The 16,819-nt window shown below is 49.3% G+C and carries 13 protein-coding genes and 1 riboswitch; of the genes, 7 read left to right on the forward strand and 6 right to left on the reverse strand.

The genetic code is table 11. The features are described from left to right. Positions 1-818 precede the first annotated feature (818 nt). The 4 genes from ACQSGY_RS29670 to ACQSGY_RS29685 all read right to left on the reverse strand — a co-directional run bounded on the left by ACQSGY_RS29670 (position 819) and on the right by ACQSGY_RS29685 (position 4,622). Complete coding sequence (locus ACQSGY_RS29670; protein ID WP_427182200.1) at positions 819-1,538, reverse strand: VanZ family protein; 720 nt, start codon at positions 1,536-1,538, stop codon at positions 819-821. A gap of 342 nt (positions 1,539-1,880) precedes the next feature. Next, positions 1,881-2,744: a M15 family metallopeptidase gene (locus ACQSGY_RS29675; protein WP_427182202.1), complete on the reverse strand. Its 864-nt coding sequence runs from the start codon at positions 2,742-2,744 to the stop codon at positions 1,881-1,883. A gap of 80 nt (positions 2,745-2,824) precedes the next feature. Then, positions 2,825-3,931, reverse strand: coding sequence for a sensor histidine kinase (locus ACQSGY_RS29680; RefSeq protein WP_427182204.1), 1,107 nt, complete (start codon positions 3,929-3,931; stop codon positions 2,825-2,827). Beyond that, positions 3,924-4,622 (reverse strand): response regulator transcription factor, encoded by a 699-nt coding sequence (locus tag ACQSGY_RS29685; protein ID WP_216519875.1) that lies wholly within the window; start codon positions 4,620-4,622, stop codon positions 3,924-3,926. Before ACQSGY_RS29685 ends, ACQSGY_RS29680 begins: the two co-directional genes overlap by 8 nt. A 343-nt stretch (positions 4,623-4,965) precedes the next feature. On the opposite strand from ACQSGY_RS29685, the gene ACQSGY_RS29690 reads away from it, so the two are divergent. The 5 genes from ACQSGY_RS29690 to ACQSGY_RS29710 all read left to right on the forward strand — a co-directional run bounded on the left by ACQSGY_RS29690 (position 4,966) and on the right by ACQSGY_RS29710 (position 9,193). Beyond that, positions 4,966-5,916: a helix-turn-helix transcriptional regulator gene (locus tag ACQSGY_RS29690; RefSeq protein ID WP_427182206.1), complete on the forward strand. Its 951-nt coding sequence runs from the start codon at positions 4,966-4,968 to the stop codon at positions 5,914-5,916. Between the two features lie 78 nt (positions 5,917-5,994). Beyond that, the gene (locus ACQSGY_RS29695; protein WP_427182207.1) at positions 5,995-6,819 is read left to right on the forward strand and encodes a zinc ribbon domain-containing protein; all 825 of its coding nucleotides are present in this window, start codon (positions 5,995-5,997) and stop codon (positions 6,817-6,819) included. 562 nt (positions 6,820-7,381) lie between these two features. Further along, positions 7,382-7,549, forward strand: coding sequence for a hypothetical protein (locus ACQSGY_RS29700; protein WP_161557043.1), 168 nt, complete (start codon positions 7,382-7,384; stop codon positions 7,547-7,549). Between the two features lie 135 nt (positions 7,550-7,684). Next, positions 7,685-8,359: an aspartate/glutamate racemase family protein gene (locus tag ACQSGY_RS29705; protein ID WP_427182209.1), complete on the forward strand. Its 675-nt coding sequence runs from the start codon at positions 7,685-7,687 to the stop codon at positions 8,357-8,359. 390 nt (positions 8,360-8,749) lie between these two features. Next, positions 8,750-9,193 (forward strand): hypothetical protein, encoded by a 444-nt coding sequence (locus tag ACQSGY_RS29710; RefSeq protein WP_427182211.1) that lies wholly within the window; start codon positions 8,750-8,752, stop codon positions 9,191-9,193. Positions 9,194-10,164: 971 nt separating this feature from the next. Here ACQSGY_RS29710 and thiC read toward each other — a convergent pair. Both thiC and ACQSGY_RS29720 read right to left on the reverse strand, forming a co-directional pair. Further along, entirely contained in the window at positions 10,165-11,988 is a 1,824-nt protein-coding gene (gene thiC / locus ACQSGY_RS29715; protein ID WP_253299481.1) for a phosphomethylpyrimidine synthase ThiC, read from the reverse strand. A gap of 449 nt (positions 11,989-12,437) precedes the next feature. After that, a riboswitch (TPP riboswitch) is annotated at positions 12,438-12,551 on the reverse strand. Between the two features lie 222 nt (positions 12,552-12,773). After that, a complete protein-coding gene (locus ACQSGY_RS29720) occupies positions 12,774-13,517 on the reverse strand; it encodes an IclR family transcriptional regulator (protein ID WP_110899147.1) in 744 nt (247 codons plus the stop codon). 415 nt (positions 13,518-13,932) lie between these two features. On the opposite strand from ACQSGY_RS29720, the gene ACQSGY_RS29725 reads away from it, so the two are divergent. Next, on the forward strand, positions 13,933-14,964 hold the full coding sequence (locus ACQSGY_RS29725; RefSeq protein ID WP_111272139.1) for an alpha/beta hydrolase: 1,032 nt from the start codon (positions 13,933-13,935) through the stop codon (positions 14,962-14,964). Between the two features lie 493 nt (positions 14,965-15,457). Continuing rightward, positions 15,458-16,744 (forward strand): Fe-Mn family superoxide dismutase, encoded by a 1,287-nt coding sequence (locus tag ACQSGY_RS29730; RefSeq protein WP_427182213.1) that lies wholly within the window; start codon positions 15,458-15,460, stop codon positions 16,742-16,744. The last annotated feature ends 75 nt before the right edge of the window (positions 16,745-16,819 follow it).

The following is a 16,819-nucleotide window of genomic DNA, read 5'->3' on the forward strand; positions in this document are numbered from 1 at the left end:
TTTTTTATGGTTTGGAAGTCTAAATTCACTTTTTTTTGCTGATTATTCATGTCAGGTTTAACGCATGACTAGTGTTCCCAGAAGCCTTATTTAGCCCCAAATGGGCTTTTTGGAATTCTAACGATTCGTGGTAACGCTATTTAAACAAATTAGCCCAATTCCACCCTGTTTGAGCCGGATTTTGACCAAATAACGTCGCTGTGATTCGTTAGAATTTATAAACCGGCAAAACCAGCCAAATAAGCTCTCTCTGATTCGTTAGCAGACGGATCACGCATGGGTGTCACGTCAAGCACGGGTACTTGACACACATCCACCATGTTGCATCAAGCACAGGCTCTCACCACGCATCCACCACGTCGCATCAAGCACAGGCTCTCACCATGCATCCACCACGTCGCATCAAACATAGGTACTCACCACGCATCCACCACGTCGCATCAAACACAGGTACTCACCATACGTCCACCACGCCGCATCAAGCATCGGCACTCACCATACGTCCACCACGTCGCATCAAGCACAGGCATTCATCACACATTCAACACGTAACATCAAGCACAACCATGAGCAGTACCTCCACCACGCCACTCAAGTCTATCACAAACATAACCTCTACAATCTACCTTCATGATCCAAGTTGCGTTGCTGTTCCATCGCTGTTCCGCTGCACCTCTCCGTTCCTTCGGCAATTCCTGCTGTGCTGCTACGCTGGTCTAATGCACTTGTCGTCCCGTCCTCTGCGGACCTACGAGCAGCGTCAGTACCGCGAGCTTATGCACAACACAGTCCATAACAAGCCAACCGATGTCTCTCCCTCAGACATGACGCTCTTTTCCATAGCGCTTTGCTGCCACTCGTGCTTTTCCTCCCGTGAGCAGTCTGTACAAGACAAGCGGCACAGTATACAGCAGATACCCGATCATTCCACCGAGTGTATTCAGCATCAGATCATCGACGTCAAAGATACCTATCCCGGTCAGCAGCTGTGTCGCTTCATAACCCAAACTGAGCAGAAATGACAGAAACAGCACGTTGAGCCCGGTAAAAATAGAAGCACGAACCATGCCCGCAATCAAGATACCAAACGGTATAAAGGCCACAATATTGCCCGCCAGATGAATGGCTGTCCCTGGTCGATGCAGCGAGAGACTGTGCCAGTCTCGTTTGATCTCCTGAAACGGTGTCAGATTGACCGTACGTGTATGAATCAGGTCGGGTTGATGCAGAAATGCCGTCAGTCTGTCCCATACCAGACCCACATCTACCGCCCCTCCCTTGAACAAAATCAGCTTGGTCAGCAGGTAAAGATAGATCAGCAGGATGACGATCCAACCGATTCGGAACGAATTCGATGGGTTCTTATGCTCCGCATTATTCCTGCGCTGCTTGTATAGCTTACTTGGGTTATTTGGGTTACTTGAATTGATCTGGTTACTTTGCCTGCTTTGTTCGCTCTCACCATATTCATATTCATACGCATACCCATATTCCCGCTCACGGTGTTTGTACTTGTCGCTCGGCTTGCTCTGTCTCATGCTGTCTCTCCCTCCTCTACCCGGGCTTACGAGCACCGTACATACTATATAAGTTGAACTAAAGAAATTACACAGTCCACTCCGATGACTGAATAAATTTCCAATCGCTGTTATTCCAGGTTTTTCGATTCCCCTTCCAAGGGGAAAATACGATGATAAGCGTATGCTTCCGATGTGGCTTTCCTTTCAGAAAACCTGCAAGCGACCGCTTCGTTGTTTCAGTTTTTTCTGCCCTCTCCGCGCACATTGCCGTACGATTACGGCCCTGCAACGGTGATGTTGTTGTAACTCCTGTTACAACCTGCGTTGTTATTGCAGGCACTTCAAACTAACTTATCACGATCACTTCTTAACGGTAACAATAACGCCTTCCATGTTGTCGCCAGATATATCGTAAGGCTCATTCACCGGCAGATATACCCGGGTATCCTTCGACACCCGATAATAATGGATATGATACGTTTCGCCGTTCAGATCGACGGTGACGTCTTTCTTTTCTTTTAACATTTCCAGATACTCTTCTAACACCATACCATTCTTCGCCATCACTGCACTGTGCGGCATGCCGACATATCTGAAATGCCAGGGCTCATACTGAATCCCCGTCACTTTCACTTTATCCTTGGGATATCGCAAAATAAAACCGTATTTCCACGCATTCTTCTCCAGCCATGCGCCTTCAGGAGCTTCACTCATCGCGGCCAGGCTAGAGCCTACGTCCAGAGACAACCCCAGATTGTGCTCGCTGTAGCCGGCAGGCAGTGCGTAGTCCGGACCCTTTTCCCGATACAGCTCGTCCTGCTTCTCAAAATCTCTGTACCCGCTGCTCATCAGAAAATATCGTACCTCCTCTGCTCCGGCCGCTTCCACCATCTTCCGAAATCTTTCCGCCACCTCACGGGATAACATCAGCTTCTGATCCATCAATCCGTAACCTTGAACAAGCCCTGCCTCTTCAGCCATATTTACAATATCGGAGCGAACACCCTCCGGCCGAATTGCATGTTTCGAATTCACAAGCACGAGATTACCTTTATGTATTTGCTCTTTCATGTCCTCGCCCGACACTGCCTTGTAACCAGCATGCTTCTCGTCGTTGTTCAAAATGACAACCGGCTTCTCCTTTTTCTCGCCCAAGACTGCCGGTGCTTGCGCTATGATATATCCAATCAGGATGATACATATCAGAAAGCCCCACTTTTTCATCACTTGCTCCTCCTTCCCATCATACTTCAAGGGTAGACGAAACAATTTAAAGAAAACGCAGGGCAATTATAAAGTTTTTCTTAAATTTCACGAACGGTCTGCTGGAAAGCAGGCAAACGAACCTCAAATCTGGTGCGTACCACATCACTCACAACCGATATGACACCTTCATGCTGTTCCACAATGTTACGCGCAATGAATAACCCGAGACCCGTGCCCCCCTCTTGAGATGACCGCGCTCGATCCCCCGTATAATACATGTCAAAAATACGCGGAAGATCGTCAGGATGAATATGCCCGCCATAGTTCGTCACCTGAATAATGACCTGACCACCCTCCAGATATCCGTTGATGTCCACATACATACCATCCTTGCCATGCCGCGCAGCGTTAATCAGCAAATTCTCGAACACACGGGCGAGCAGTTCTCCGTCTCCAAATACGGTAAGATCGTTCTCCATATATAAACGGGTGACCAGATGATTTTTTTCGAAAACAGGGTAGAGCTCCTCATTCAGCTGCTTCAACAGCTCGCTCAGGTCCAGCCGCGTTTGATGCACAGGCAGTCTGCCGTAGTTCATACGTGTAATCTCAAACAGATCATCGATCAGCTTCTCCAGCCGCTGGGACTTCGCAAACGCAACCGCGGTAAAGTGCCTCACCTGCTCCTCCGTCAGTTGATCATCCTTCATTAGCAGATCCAGATAACCCAGCACGGAGGTCAGCGGCGTCCGCAAATCATGTGCCAGATTCACAACGAGTTGATCCTTGCTGCTCTCTGCGAAATCACCACGTTCCACCGCTTCACGCAGCTTCTGACTCGCCAGATTTACACTCTCCGCAATCGCACCCAATTCGTCTTTGGCTACAATCTGCACCTGATGATCAAAATCTCCGTTAGCCATATGGTTAATGCCGACAGAAATCTCCTTGAAATAGGTCACGTACGGCTTGGTAAACAAGTAGAAAAATAAAATCGCAAGCGGGATAAACAGGATCATAAACACATAAATATCCCCGATGCTTCTCATGATATGACGATACTCGGCTAGCTGATCCTCTGCCCTCACACCCATATAGTACATCTGCAGCAGCTTATACACGATAAACGTTACCACGCCAGAAGCGAGCATGCTCAGACCAAGCAGCATAATCATCGTTGTGCGAAAGCTTCTCCGTTTAGTCATTGAACGTGTACCCCACGCCCCAGATCGTTTTGATAAATTTGTTCTTGTCTACGTCTTCTCCCAGCTTCCTGCGCAGTGTGCGAATATGTACCATGACGGTATTTCCGCTTTCGAAATAAGCCTCGCCCCACACCTTTTCAAAAATACTCTCTGCGCTGAACACCTGTTTCGGATTGCTTGCAAGCAGCACCAGAATATCAAATTCCTTCGGTGTTAATTCCAGCGGTTTACCGTAAAGCGTCACGCTATGCTGGTCTGGCACAATAACAAGACCGCCTTTTTCCAGTATGGGACGCTGCGCCGCCGCTGTGGGCTGGCTGAATTGCAGGAAACGCCGCAATTGAGAATTCACGCGTGCAACAAGCTCCATCGGATTAAACGGTTTGGTCATATAATCATCGGCACCCATCACGAGCCCCGTAATTTTATCCATATCCGAGGTTTTGGCACTCAGAAAAATGATTGGAAAATGATGCTGTTCCCGTATTTTACGTGTCAATTCATACCCGTCCATGCCGGGCATCATAATGTCCAGAACAGCCAGATCAATCGCCTGTGTCTGAACTGCTTGCAACGCAGACTGTCCGTCTGATGCCGTGACGGTATGATATCCTTCTTTTTCCAAATGCAAAGCAACGAGATCCGCAATCTCTATTTCATCGTCCGCAATCAGAATCGTAATTCGCTTCATTGCTTATTTCACTCCTATATGGGATGCTGGGCATATAATACCTATGAATCTAACAGATTACTACCAGATAAACAATTAAAGCAAGGCTATGTAGAATGAACTTCTTCTACACTTTAACGAAGAGGACGGAAAAAACCTGGAAAAGCGAAGCGTTCGCCTAAAAGCTTTCTGAAAGAAAGCTGGCATCGGAAGCATACGCTTATCACCGGATTTTCCCCATTAGAGATGGGAATCAAAAAAATCTGGGGATAACAGCGATTGGAGGGTTATTCTGTCATCGGAGTGGACTGTGTAAAATTTTTGTTCAACACATATAGACTCATATATGAAAGGAAACCACACTATGAAACTGGAGCGTTTGTTAGCCATCGTGGTGCTGCTCATTAACCGTGGGCGTTTGCAGGCGAAAGACCTGGCCGACATGTTTGAAGTATCCATTCGCACGATCTATCGGGATATCGACACACTGGGCCAAGCTGGCATCCCGGTCGTAACGTATCAGGGAGCAAGCGGCGGAATCGGACTCGCCGAAGGTTATCGTCTGGATCGCAACCTGCTGACGGATAAAGACCTCGTGTCCATCGTCACCGCGCTGCGCAGTATCTCCACCTCGCATACAAATACTGCACGAGAGTTACTGGTTGAGAAGCTGAGCAGTATCGTGCCCGAAGCGAAAAATGAAGATTTTCAAGCCAGCACTCACCGCTTCATCGTAGATTATTCCACATGGACACATCCCGAAGCGCTGCAGCAGAAATTAAAGGTTATTGATCAGGGCATAGATCAGCTGCAGTGTATTCGCTTTGCCTATTGCAGTGCCGAAGGAGCACAGACCTGCCGGACGGTTGAGCCTCACACTCTTGTACTGAAAAGGCACGTTTGGTACCTGTATGCCTTCTGTCATGAGCGAAATGAATTTCGCATGTTCAAGCTGGTGCGGATGAAGGAGGTCACTCTGGATACACAGCATTTTGAACGGAAGGCCGTTAACCTTCAGGACAGACCTTGGCAGCAGGAATGGAGCCGCCCGGACAATCAGATCGGCATAACGCTGAAATTCCATTCCCGTGTCCGGCATCTGGCGGAAGAATGGTTTGGCATTGAAAATGTGCTGCCTGACGGGAACGGGTATTATATCAGTCAGGTTGCTTTCCCGGAAGATAACTGGCTGTATGGCTTTATTCTAGGCTTTGGCGCAGACGTGGAGGTGCTGGAGCCTCTGCATATTCGGGATAACGTCTGCCGCATTGCAGAGCAAATCGTGCAAAATTATAAACCCTCTGTTCAAACCTGACAGACAGCTGTCCAGTTCCTCCCCGTATACTTCAACTATGATCAGATTGAAGCTGTACCTAAACCCGAGGAGGAATGAATGATGAACGTTACGGTATGTCAAAGCTGTGGAATGCCGCTCACCAGTGCCGAACAATTCGGTACGGAGATGAATGGAAGCCCGACCCGTGAATACTGCATTTATTGTTACAAGGATGGCAAGTTTGAGCAGCCAGGTATGTCACTTGAGGGCATGGTTGAGATGTGCACCACTATTCTCAAGCAGGAAGGCATGGATGAAGAATCCGCCCGCTCGATGCTGCGCAACCAGCTGCCTTATCTGAAACGCTGGCAGTCTGCAGGAAGCATAACCCCTACAGATAAAACAGGTCCAGACGCCCCGGCATCTTCGTCAGATGCGGCTGATGCAGCAAACAATGCCACGTTCTCCAGAGAGCCTGTTCGCTATGTAACCCTGCCTGGCAAAAGACTTGCCGGACTGTCAGCACGTACGACCAACGCAATTGAGATGAGCGGCGAAGGCAGCATCGGTGCGCTTTGGGCACGTTACTTTGCCTCAGAACATATTCCGGCTCCCGAGGCTGCACGTTATGGCTGTTACTCCGATTACACAGACGGTATTGCCGGTGAATATACCATCTTGGTCGGACATGAGATCGGTGCGGAAGACTCGCTGCCTGAAGGCTTTGATGAGGTACTGCTGCCTCCCGCGACTTATGCGGTGTTTACATCGAGAACCGGGCAGATGGTTGAGGTGGTCAGTGAATTATGGGGCGCGGTCTGGGCCTGGGAACATCAAAGTGATCGCACGTTTACGGGAGATTTTGAATATTACGATGAACGCAGCCTGGACCCGGGGAATATGCAGGTGGATGTATATATCGCGGTCAAAGAACGCAGATAACACTTGGTTCAGCTTGGAGAGATCAAACAGAAACGCGGGAAACCATCAAAGCGAATAACAGAATTAAAGAATTAAAGACGTTAAGAGAAGGAACAACAGCTGCCAAGAGGTCTTGGCAGTTTTTTTACATTTTTCGAGCAGTGTACCCCGACCATAGTACCAAGTTAGTTAGCATATACCATACCTAGTTACTTGGACATATGCCTTAAAAGCAAGCACCATTGACTTCCTTAAAATTAGGACCATTCGCATAACACCTGTTTCCCTGCTCCCATCTTCGCTCTCTCATATCAGGTTCTTTATTCCTGAATTCCCTTAAAACCGTTTACATCCTGCGAATACCGGGTAAAATCACTACATCCGAGTCGGAATTGGGTGTCCATTCCCGCTCTTTCATGTAACAAGTCATATGTACCTATGCGTGAACTAAGGTGAATATATTTTATTTTGAAATGACACTACTCACTTCTCAAATACATATGAAATATACAACTCAACATAAACAAATGAATTAAACCAATACAATGATGCATGTTCATCATGCATGTAAGGAGGAACCAAGATGATCCGCATGCCTATTCAGCAAATGATCCCGTATCACCACCAATATCCACGCAACACGGCGACCGCTGCTCCGAAGAAGGAAAATGAGAACACTCAAGGCCTATCCTTCCATGAAATTTTACAGCAAAAAATGGCGAAAAAGAACGTATCCATGAATATGAGATAACGCTTTACATCTGTTCCCCCACTCCCTATACTACGGTAAAAGTGACATTTCAGGCGTGGCTGTGTTTACCTGTGACTCATTCATTGTGTGATCTCGACGCGCCTTATCGTCACCTCCACATAAAGGGGATGGCCTATGACCACAATTGCCTGTTTCCACGCACACCACTCCAACATCAGACTGATCGAGCAAGCGCTGGCTTCTTATTCTGTCGAACTGGTTCACTATGTGGACCCGGGTCTTGATCGACTCAAGCATGATGAGGATTTCAACAGCACTCTTGTTCGGGAAAAAGTAAACCAGACACTGCAATGGATGAGCCGTTGTCATGCCGATGCCATTCTTATAACGTGCACCTTGTTTGCAGTTGTACTGGAACAAATGCAACCGTTGCCGATTCCGGTAACGGGCATTGATGATTCACTTCTCGCCATGATGAGAAGGCAGCCGAAACGATATTTGCTGACGTTTACGAATCCTGCGACAGTTGAGCCGACAATGGCCCGGTATCGTGAACATCTGGATCGGCATGGAGCAGAAGAAGACAAGCCCGAGCTTGAATCCGTGCTGCTTCCAGGCCTGTTTGATATGGTCATGCGGGGGGATCAGGACGGCTATCTTGCGGCTTTGGAAGAAGCATTGCACCAGCTTGCCCTTGAACGCAAGGACACCTGCCTGGTAGCCGCCCAGCTCTCCATGGCCCCTGCCGCCGAGCAGGCATCCCTGAGTGCAGGTGTGACCATCTATACACCACTATCCTCGTTAGGCCGGAGCCTGGAGCGAGATATCGGCATTAAACAGAGGGTATAAGTGACTATGTAACGCGTTGGTCACGTTGTCATTTGTCATGTGTACCACACCTGTTCCCCTCGTACACACAAACATCTACGTTGCTACACCGTTGCACTAAACAACTGGAATTAGCTAACGTTGTCAGTCGATTGTTCAAAAGTAACTTGTTTATGGTGCATATATGGTGCTTCCAGTACTCTTAGTTAACCCACATAGCACACCGGAGCTCCATGTACCCATAAGTAACCTTTACAACGCATGGCGTGCTCTATGCACCATCAGTAACCTTTACACCGCATGACGTGCTCCATACACCCATAATTGACTTAACCTGCCTATGCGGTTCGTCTTTACATGAATCACCACAGCTACATACATGTACACTTTAAATTTTGGAGGAATGAAATCATGAAACATCTCGCTGTAGAACCTGGTCAATCCATCGGGGATATCCGGCTTGGCATGACACAGAAGGAAGTTGAACAGACAGACGCCTTCACCTTTGATCCCAAAGTGGAGTATGATGCTCAAGGCAAAGCGCAATTTATTGAGTTTTATGAAAGTGACGAGTTCAAGTGTATACTGGGTGAGCTGGATCTGCTGGGCACTGAAGCCGATACGCTTATTCCGCAATTGGACAAGATTGCCCCCTATGACCGCGAGGACCCCGAGCTTGGATGCAGTTTCCAGTTCGATGAGATCGGCCTGATTTTATGGCGTCCCGTGCCAATGACCCGAGCGGATATGCAGGAGCCCTGGTTTCAGGAGATGCCTGCCGAAAACCAGCAGGACGAGATGAAACATCTCTGCTTCTCCACAGTAGCCGTTTATACTAAAGGATATTATGACTAAATCGCTGGAGTGTCGGCAGGATGAACTGCTGTTGAATAGAGTTGATGGACGAGCAAATAGAGCAGCAGGTAGGTTGGAAAGGTGTTTGACAGGTAGTTGAAACGGGAGTTAACGGTTGGTAGTTGATAGGTAGGAACGTAGTAGGTTAGTATCCGAAGTAATTGGTTGGCGATTGATCGATGGACATAGTAGGCTAGTAGCTGAAGTAATTGGTGGGCCGTTGATCGGTGGACATAGTAGGTCAGTAGCTGAAGTAATTCGTGAGCGATTGAGCGGTGAACGTAGTAGGCTAGTAGCTGAAGTAATTGGTGGACGCTTGAGCGGTGAACGTAGTAGGCTAGTAGCTGAAGTAGTTGTTGGGCCGTTGATCGGTGGACATGGTAGGTCAGTAGCTGAAGTAATTCGTGAGCGATTGATCGGTGAACGTAGTAGGCTAGTAGCTGAAGTAATTGGTGGACGCTTGAGCGGTGAACGTAGTAGGTTAGTAGCTGAAGTAATTGGTGGACGCTTGATCGGTGGACGTGGTGGGTCAGTAGCTGAAGTAGTTGGTGGGTGCTTGACCGGTGAGGACGGAGTAGGTCAGTAAAGGTACCGCTAACGATTCCAGATGACGCTATTTGGTGCTTTTTAGCCCCGTTGGAAATGTAACGATTCCTAGAAGCGCTATTTCAGGTTTTCAGGTGTATATTTCTCGTTTTGCAGCGATTTTGGGTGTAATAACGTCGCTGTGATTCGTTAGAAATTTAACAGAGGCAAAAACGGCCAAATAAGGTTTGTAGGATTCGTTAGAATTGGGAGACGAGATTTAAACCTGCATCGGTATAAAAGTGACCCGGACTCAAGCCTACAGGCCTAATTCCGGGTCATTTTTATTTACTGGAACTGCCTTCCTTCCACTTTTACTTCTACTTCCACTTCTACTGCTACTGCTACTGCTACGATACCACAGGATACTACGGCTACCTTTTCACCTATGATCGCGTCCGGTACTCCTCGGCTTTCGCCTGCATTCCGGCGGCTACAGCCTGCTCTTCGCTCAAGCCACGGTCTGCGGCAAAGGCACGGATGTCCTGCGTGATGCGCATGCTGCAGAACTTCGGCCCGCACATGGAGCAGAAATGTGCCTCCTTCGCCCCTTCTGCGGGCAGCGTCTCGTCGTGATAGGACAGGGCCCGTTCCGGGTCCAGTGACAGATTAAACTGATCCCGCCAGCGGAACTCGAAACGCGCCTTTGACAGCGCATCATCCCGACGCTGGGCGCGTGGGTGGCCTTTGGCCAAATCCGCGGCATGTGCGGCTATTTTATAAGCGATAACCCCTTCACGCACATCGTCCTTGTTGGGAAGCCCCAGATGCTCCTTAGGTGTTACGTAGCAGAGCATGGACGTACCGAACCAGCCAATCATCGCCGCTCCGATGGCAGACGTAATGTGATCGTAGCCGGGCGCAATGTCAGTGGTCAGCGGGCCGAGGGTATAGAACGGTGCTTCCTGACAGATTTCCATCTGCAAATCGACGTTTTCCTTGATCTTGTGCATCGGCACATGCCCCGGCCCTTCGATCATCACCTGCACATCATGCTTCCATGCAATCTGCGTTAATTCACCGAGCGTTGCCAGCTCCGCCATCTGTGCCTCGTCATTGGCATCGTAGATACTGCCTGGACGCAGTCCATCCCCCAGAGAGAAGGCCACGTCATACCTTTTCATAATCTCGCAGATTTCCTCAAAATGGGTGTACAAAAAGTTCTCTTGATGATGCGCCAGACACCACGCTGCCATAATCGACCCGCCCCGTGACACGATGCCTGTCATCCGCTTCGCAGTCATCGGAATATAACGCAGCAGCACGCCGGCATGAATCGTAAAATAATCCACGCCCTGCTCCGCCTGCTCGATCAGTGTATCCCGGTACAGCTCCCATGTTAGAGCCTCAGCCTCTCCGTTCACCTTCTCCAGCGCCTGATAGAGCGGCACCGTACCAATCGGCACGGGAGAGTTGCGGATAATCCATTCCCGGGTCGTATGAATGTCCTTGCCTGTGGAGAGGTCCATCACCGTATCCGAGCCCCAGCGCACCGCCCAGGTCATCTTCTCTACCTCCTCCTCGATGGAGGAGGATACAGCCGAGTTGCCGATATTCGCATTGATTTTAACGTGAAAATGGCGACCAATCAGCATCGGCTCACTCTCCGGGTGATTGATGTTGGATGGTAGAATCGCCCGCCCGCTTGCCAGCTCCTGCCGTACAAATTCAGGCTCTACGCCTTCACGAATCGCGGCGTATTCCATCTCTGGCGTAATGATGCCCTGCCGCGCATAATGCATCTGTGTAACGCAGCGCCCAGCCTGAGCGCGCAGCGGCTGCCCCCGGAATCCGGGGTACTCCTCCGCCCCGGCTCTTCGTCCACCAGGCTTCAAGCCGTTATCCTCGGGCTTCACCGCCCGGCCTTCATATGCTTCTACATCACCGCGCTCCATAATCCAGTGATTCCGGAGCGCTGGCAGCCCTTTCCGAATATCCATCTGGAATTCGGGATCGGTCATCGGGCCGCTTGTATCGTAGACACGCAGCGGCTCATTATGCTCCACCCCTTGGGGAGTATTCGTGTCATGAAGGGCAATTTCACGCTCCGGTACAGCAATGTCCGGCCGTGAGCCCTGAATGTATACTTTGCGGCTGCCGGGGAAGGGCTGAACCCCTTCCGCCGCTCCGGATTTCTTTTCCACCGGATGACCATCGCGCCCCAATTCCTCTGTTCCGATCTGCTTCCCCGTTTCGTTACCTGTATTCATGTCTCCTGTCTCCTCCTCCGTGATTTTGGCTCCGTGTCGTTTGTACACGAATGTGTCAGCTTTGCATGGCTCACCCACCTGTCCAGAACATCCAGAGCACAGAAGCACAACAGGAATGACCCTGCGCACACAGCCGCATTGATCCAGGAGACACCTTATTATGTACAGGCAGCGTCGAATTCAGGATTGGCTTCACGATGAGTTCAGGTTATTCCATCGCTTTTGTTGTTCGTTGCTCCACCCTGTCGTCTAACCCCTGCCTCACAATCTGCGATCAGATCAAGGATATCACGAAGGCGGACGCTCAACATACGAAGCTCAACTTGCCGCTGTATATAAAAAAGCCGGTTCCGAGGGAACCGACTCATGTCCATCACTATAAACGTAAACATAGGCATCTCGCTGCAAAAACAGCATCTGCGCCTGGTTAACGTCTATAGTGTTTGTGGTCAAAAGGCCGATTACTTCCCTACGCTGGTATGATCCAGATCAGGTGCAAAGGGTCCGGAATCTCGTGCGATCCCGTCTCAGTCCGGACAATTCGGACTCCCCCAGTAACGTAAACATATTACGGCATACACGCCGCTGTTCAACTACAACGATGATGCTCAACTGGCCCCGCCGGGCCGTCCATTACAGAGTAGCTTAATCTGGTTAGAAATACAACCTTTATATTCCAGAGAATTTGTATGTTCAGATGGAACAGGAGCAAAAGCCCTTTAACACAAATTCTATTGGAACAAATATTGGAGCCAATTTCACTCCAAAAAAGTACGACAACGAATTTACGACAGCATAAGTCCCATCTGCGCTGCCGCTTCCTTCAGCACGGGTGCATACTCATGCAGTGTCTCCTGTGAGAGCCTGCTGACCGGGCCAGACACAGAAAGCGCTGCCGCAATGCTGCCCCTGCGATCCATAATCGGTACGGACACCGCAGCCGCTCCAGGCTCACGCTCTTCATAGCTCGTTGCATACCCGCTCTCCCGGATGTCTTCCATCTGCGAAAGATACACGGCCGGGTCGATAAATACGGGCCATTCCGGGCCGTTCATCAGCTCTTCGCGGTCCTCTTCCGTGGCAAATGCCATCAGCACTTTACTGGAAGCTCCTACGGAAAGCGGCAATCTGGCCCCTACAGGCGCAACCCGGCGAATGGCCTGATCACTCTGTACCGCCTGAATCCGAATCCGCTCGCTGCCGTCTCGGAGGTAGAGACTCACCGTTTCACCCAAACGATCGCGAAGCCTCTCCATTGCAGGTAACAATAGAATCGCAGGATCATCACTGCGTGACATATGGGCAGACAGCTCCCAGATGCGAATGCCCAGTCGGTACTTCTCCGTGGCCGCATCACGAATGACAAAGCCCTTATCCTCCAGCGTAGCCATCAAGCGATGCACCGTGCTTTTGTGCAAACCGATCTGGCTGGCAATTTCGGTGAGTCCAAGATCACTGCGTGTGGTAAAACATAGTAATATATCCAGCGCCCGTTCTACAGCCCGGACGGTTAACTTACGGTCTTCCATGGCATGATGCCCTCCTCATGTTTCATCACATGAAACTTGGTTACATAAATTATATGAGAAACGGTCTCATCTGTAAACCGAAAAGAGTGATGAAGCTGGCGAAAACTTGAAAATACCATGCCATTTCACATATCTCTCTTGCACCTTAATCTCCTGTAAATTTCACACTATGGAAATGTTATCTATACAACTAAAGAACTATATAACAATTGCGTAACAAATGGCGCTAATCAATTGACTTTAACTATATCGGAACATACGATAAAGATAGGAACACATTTAATTAAATCCATACTAAAGCATGACTTTAGCATCAGGATGTCTGCTTGATTTTAAGTAAAATAAATAGCTGTTGTTTGCCAGTTGTAATCGTATACTGAATTTCGCTTAACTGAATTTTAAAGGAGGGGCGTGCATGTATTCGACATCCCAGAGCGAAGCCCCGCTGCATACCAAAGTGTCCGATCTGCCCTCTTCGTTGTCACCAAGGCTGATTCGGTTTAAACATATTGTCGTAGCGTTGCTGCTCTCCGTTGTATTTTTCCTGTTGTTTTGTTTTATTGCCTTACACGGTTATATTGCATGGGTGCTTTCGAACCCTACAGTCGCACCTGTTTTCTCGAATCCCATGCAGGCCAAAAACATGAAATACGAGGATATCACCTTCCCGGCAGCAGACGGCAGCCGCACAATGCAGGGCTGGTATATTCCAGCTAGTAATGACTCGGGTAAAACGATTATTTTCAGTCACGGATATGGTGCCAACCGCGAGGAAACCTGGGTGCCGATGTATGATCTGGCCCACTACGCACACCAGCTCGGGTTCAATGTTGTGATGTTTGATTACGGCTTTGCCTCTCAAATCAACAGAGCTGTAGCTACAGGCGGCAAAGCCGAGTCACAGCAGCTGCTTGGTGCTATTCAATTCGCGAAGCAGCGCGGAGCGCAGGAACTGGTCGTATGGGGATTCTCCATGGGAGCAGGCACCGCTTTGCAGACCGGATTGCTGACGAATGAAGTAGATGCCATGATTCTGGACAGCACGTTCCTGCTGGAGCCGGACACGCTCTACCATAACATTCATAATCAGATCAATCTGCCGCGCCAGCCTACACTGGAGATTATGAAGCTGCTCTTCCCTGTGCTGAACGGGACAGGTCTGCAACAGATTCCGTATCAGGAAGTGAAGAAAAAGGACTATTCGTTCCCGATCTTCTTTATCCACGGTACGGAGGATGAGAAGGCTCCTTATCCAATTGCTGAACAGCTTGCCGCCAATCAGACCAATCCATATTCGGAGGAATGGATCGTGAAGGACGCGCATCACGAATTGATTTTCAGGGAGCATCCGAAGGAATATTTACGCCGTGTTTCGACTTTCCTGAGTCATGTGACCAAGACCAGCAGTGACGATGTGCAGCAAACCGCAAGTAATAATGTGCGTTGAGCTACTAATTTATAGATGAACTTTGTTAGCGTGGTCCACGCTGCAAAGCTCAGTGAACGTGTTCAGAGCCCCGAAGGGGCTCTTTTTTTGCATGCACATAGGACAACACGCCCCCGGAATATACTGTTGTGAATGAGCTATATAAGCTGAACTATTTATCTACACGTGAACGGAGAGGACAAAAAAACTGAAAAAGCGGAGCGGTCGCCTGAAAGCTTTCTGCAAGAAAGCTACACCGGAAGCATACGCTTATCACTGGATTTTCCCCTTTGTAAAAGGGAATTCAAAAAAATCTGGGGATAACCGCTACTCTCCAGGTTGTTCTGTCATCGGAGTGGATGGTGTAAAATCCTTAGTTCAACTTATATAGCATAAATGAACGTAGACTGCGTGGAATGATGAAAGTTTACTTGATGATCGCTTCATGATTGCTTGATGAAAGCTTGTACGATGAATTAATAATTAAAAATGCAGGATTGGAGGTCCACTGAATATGAACTGCGACGAATATGGCCGTCTGCTGCCTTTGCGGACACTGGAAGAAATCCGTTTCTGGAAGGAGCAGGAGAAAGAACATACCCTCCTGATTCGGGCACTGGTGCCTGACCTGGAGCCTGCTTATGTGAAACTGCTGGAGGAATGGGAGGCAGCCTTTGCGAGCAGCGAACGAGCAGCGAATCAGCTGATCAAGCAGCTGCTGCCCGCAACCCATCCGCCGGCTCCCTATATCGTGCGCTGCATTGATCAGCTTGTCTCGGCAGCTCAGGATCAGTCCAGGGCGTTTATTAAACAGCTGTATGTCATGCTGGAGCAAAGCGCCGCTGTACGTGCGCTACCACTTGCTCAAACTGTAATTCTGCATATCATCCGTGAATCAGAGTATTTCCTGGGGGTACTTGAAACCTTGAGCCAGCCCGGCATCCTGCGCGAAGCATCATCATCCACGCTGCTGGAGAACGCACTGCACAGCACCCGTTCAGATGACAACAAGGAGGTTTGGCGTGAAGCCAAAGAAACTCAATCCAGTTCCACTATTCAGACAAATTCAGCTCCCACTTCTACTGCACAGGCGCAATCTGCATCCTCCCAGCCTTCTGCTGGCGGCAGTGCTTCAACTGAGCCTTTAACGAGTGCTTCCACGGTTAAAGAAAAGCCGGTTCCCATTGGCGGGCATACGCTGCCTCCCCTACCTTACGCGTACAATGCACTGGAGCCGCATATTGACGAACTGACGATGCGTATTCACCACGACAAACACCATCAATCCTATGTGGACGGACTGAATACGGCCGAGAAAAAGCTTGCTGAATCTCGTAAAAAGAACAATTTTGAGCTTGTCAAGCATTGGGAGCGCGAGCTTGCTTTTAACGGGGCAGGGCACTATCTGCATACGATCTTCTGGACTATTATGAACCCCGCAGGTGGCGGCAAGCCTGACGGCATGCTCGCAGAGCAGATCAAACGTGATTTCGGCAGCTACGAGGCGTTCAAAAATCAATTCACCGAAGCGGCCAACAAGGTCGAGGGCAGCGGCTGGGCGATGCTTGTGTGGAGTCCGCGAGCGCATCGCCTGGAGATTTTGCAGGCAGAGAAACATCAGAACCTCTCCCAATCCGACATCGTACCGCTCCTGCCGCTGGATGTCTGGGAACACGCCTACTATCTCAAACATCAGAACGAACGCAAAAAGTATATCGAGGACTGGTGGAATGTCGTCTACTGGCCTGCTGTAGCCGAGCGTTACGAAGCCGCACGCAAGCTGTTGTGGCCGCCTTATTAAGCGCGAGCGGGGCATATGTAGTATAAGAATACGATAACAAACTATTTTAAATTTAAAAGAGATATCCCCAGTCGA

It is taken from the genome of Paenibacillus sp. TC-CSREp1 (assembly GCF_050171015.1).
Classification (GTDB): Bacteria; Bacillota; Bacilli; order Paenibacillales; family Paenibacillaceae; genus Paenibacillus; species Paenibacillus silvae.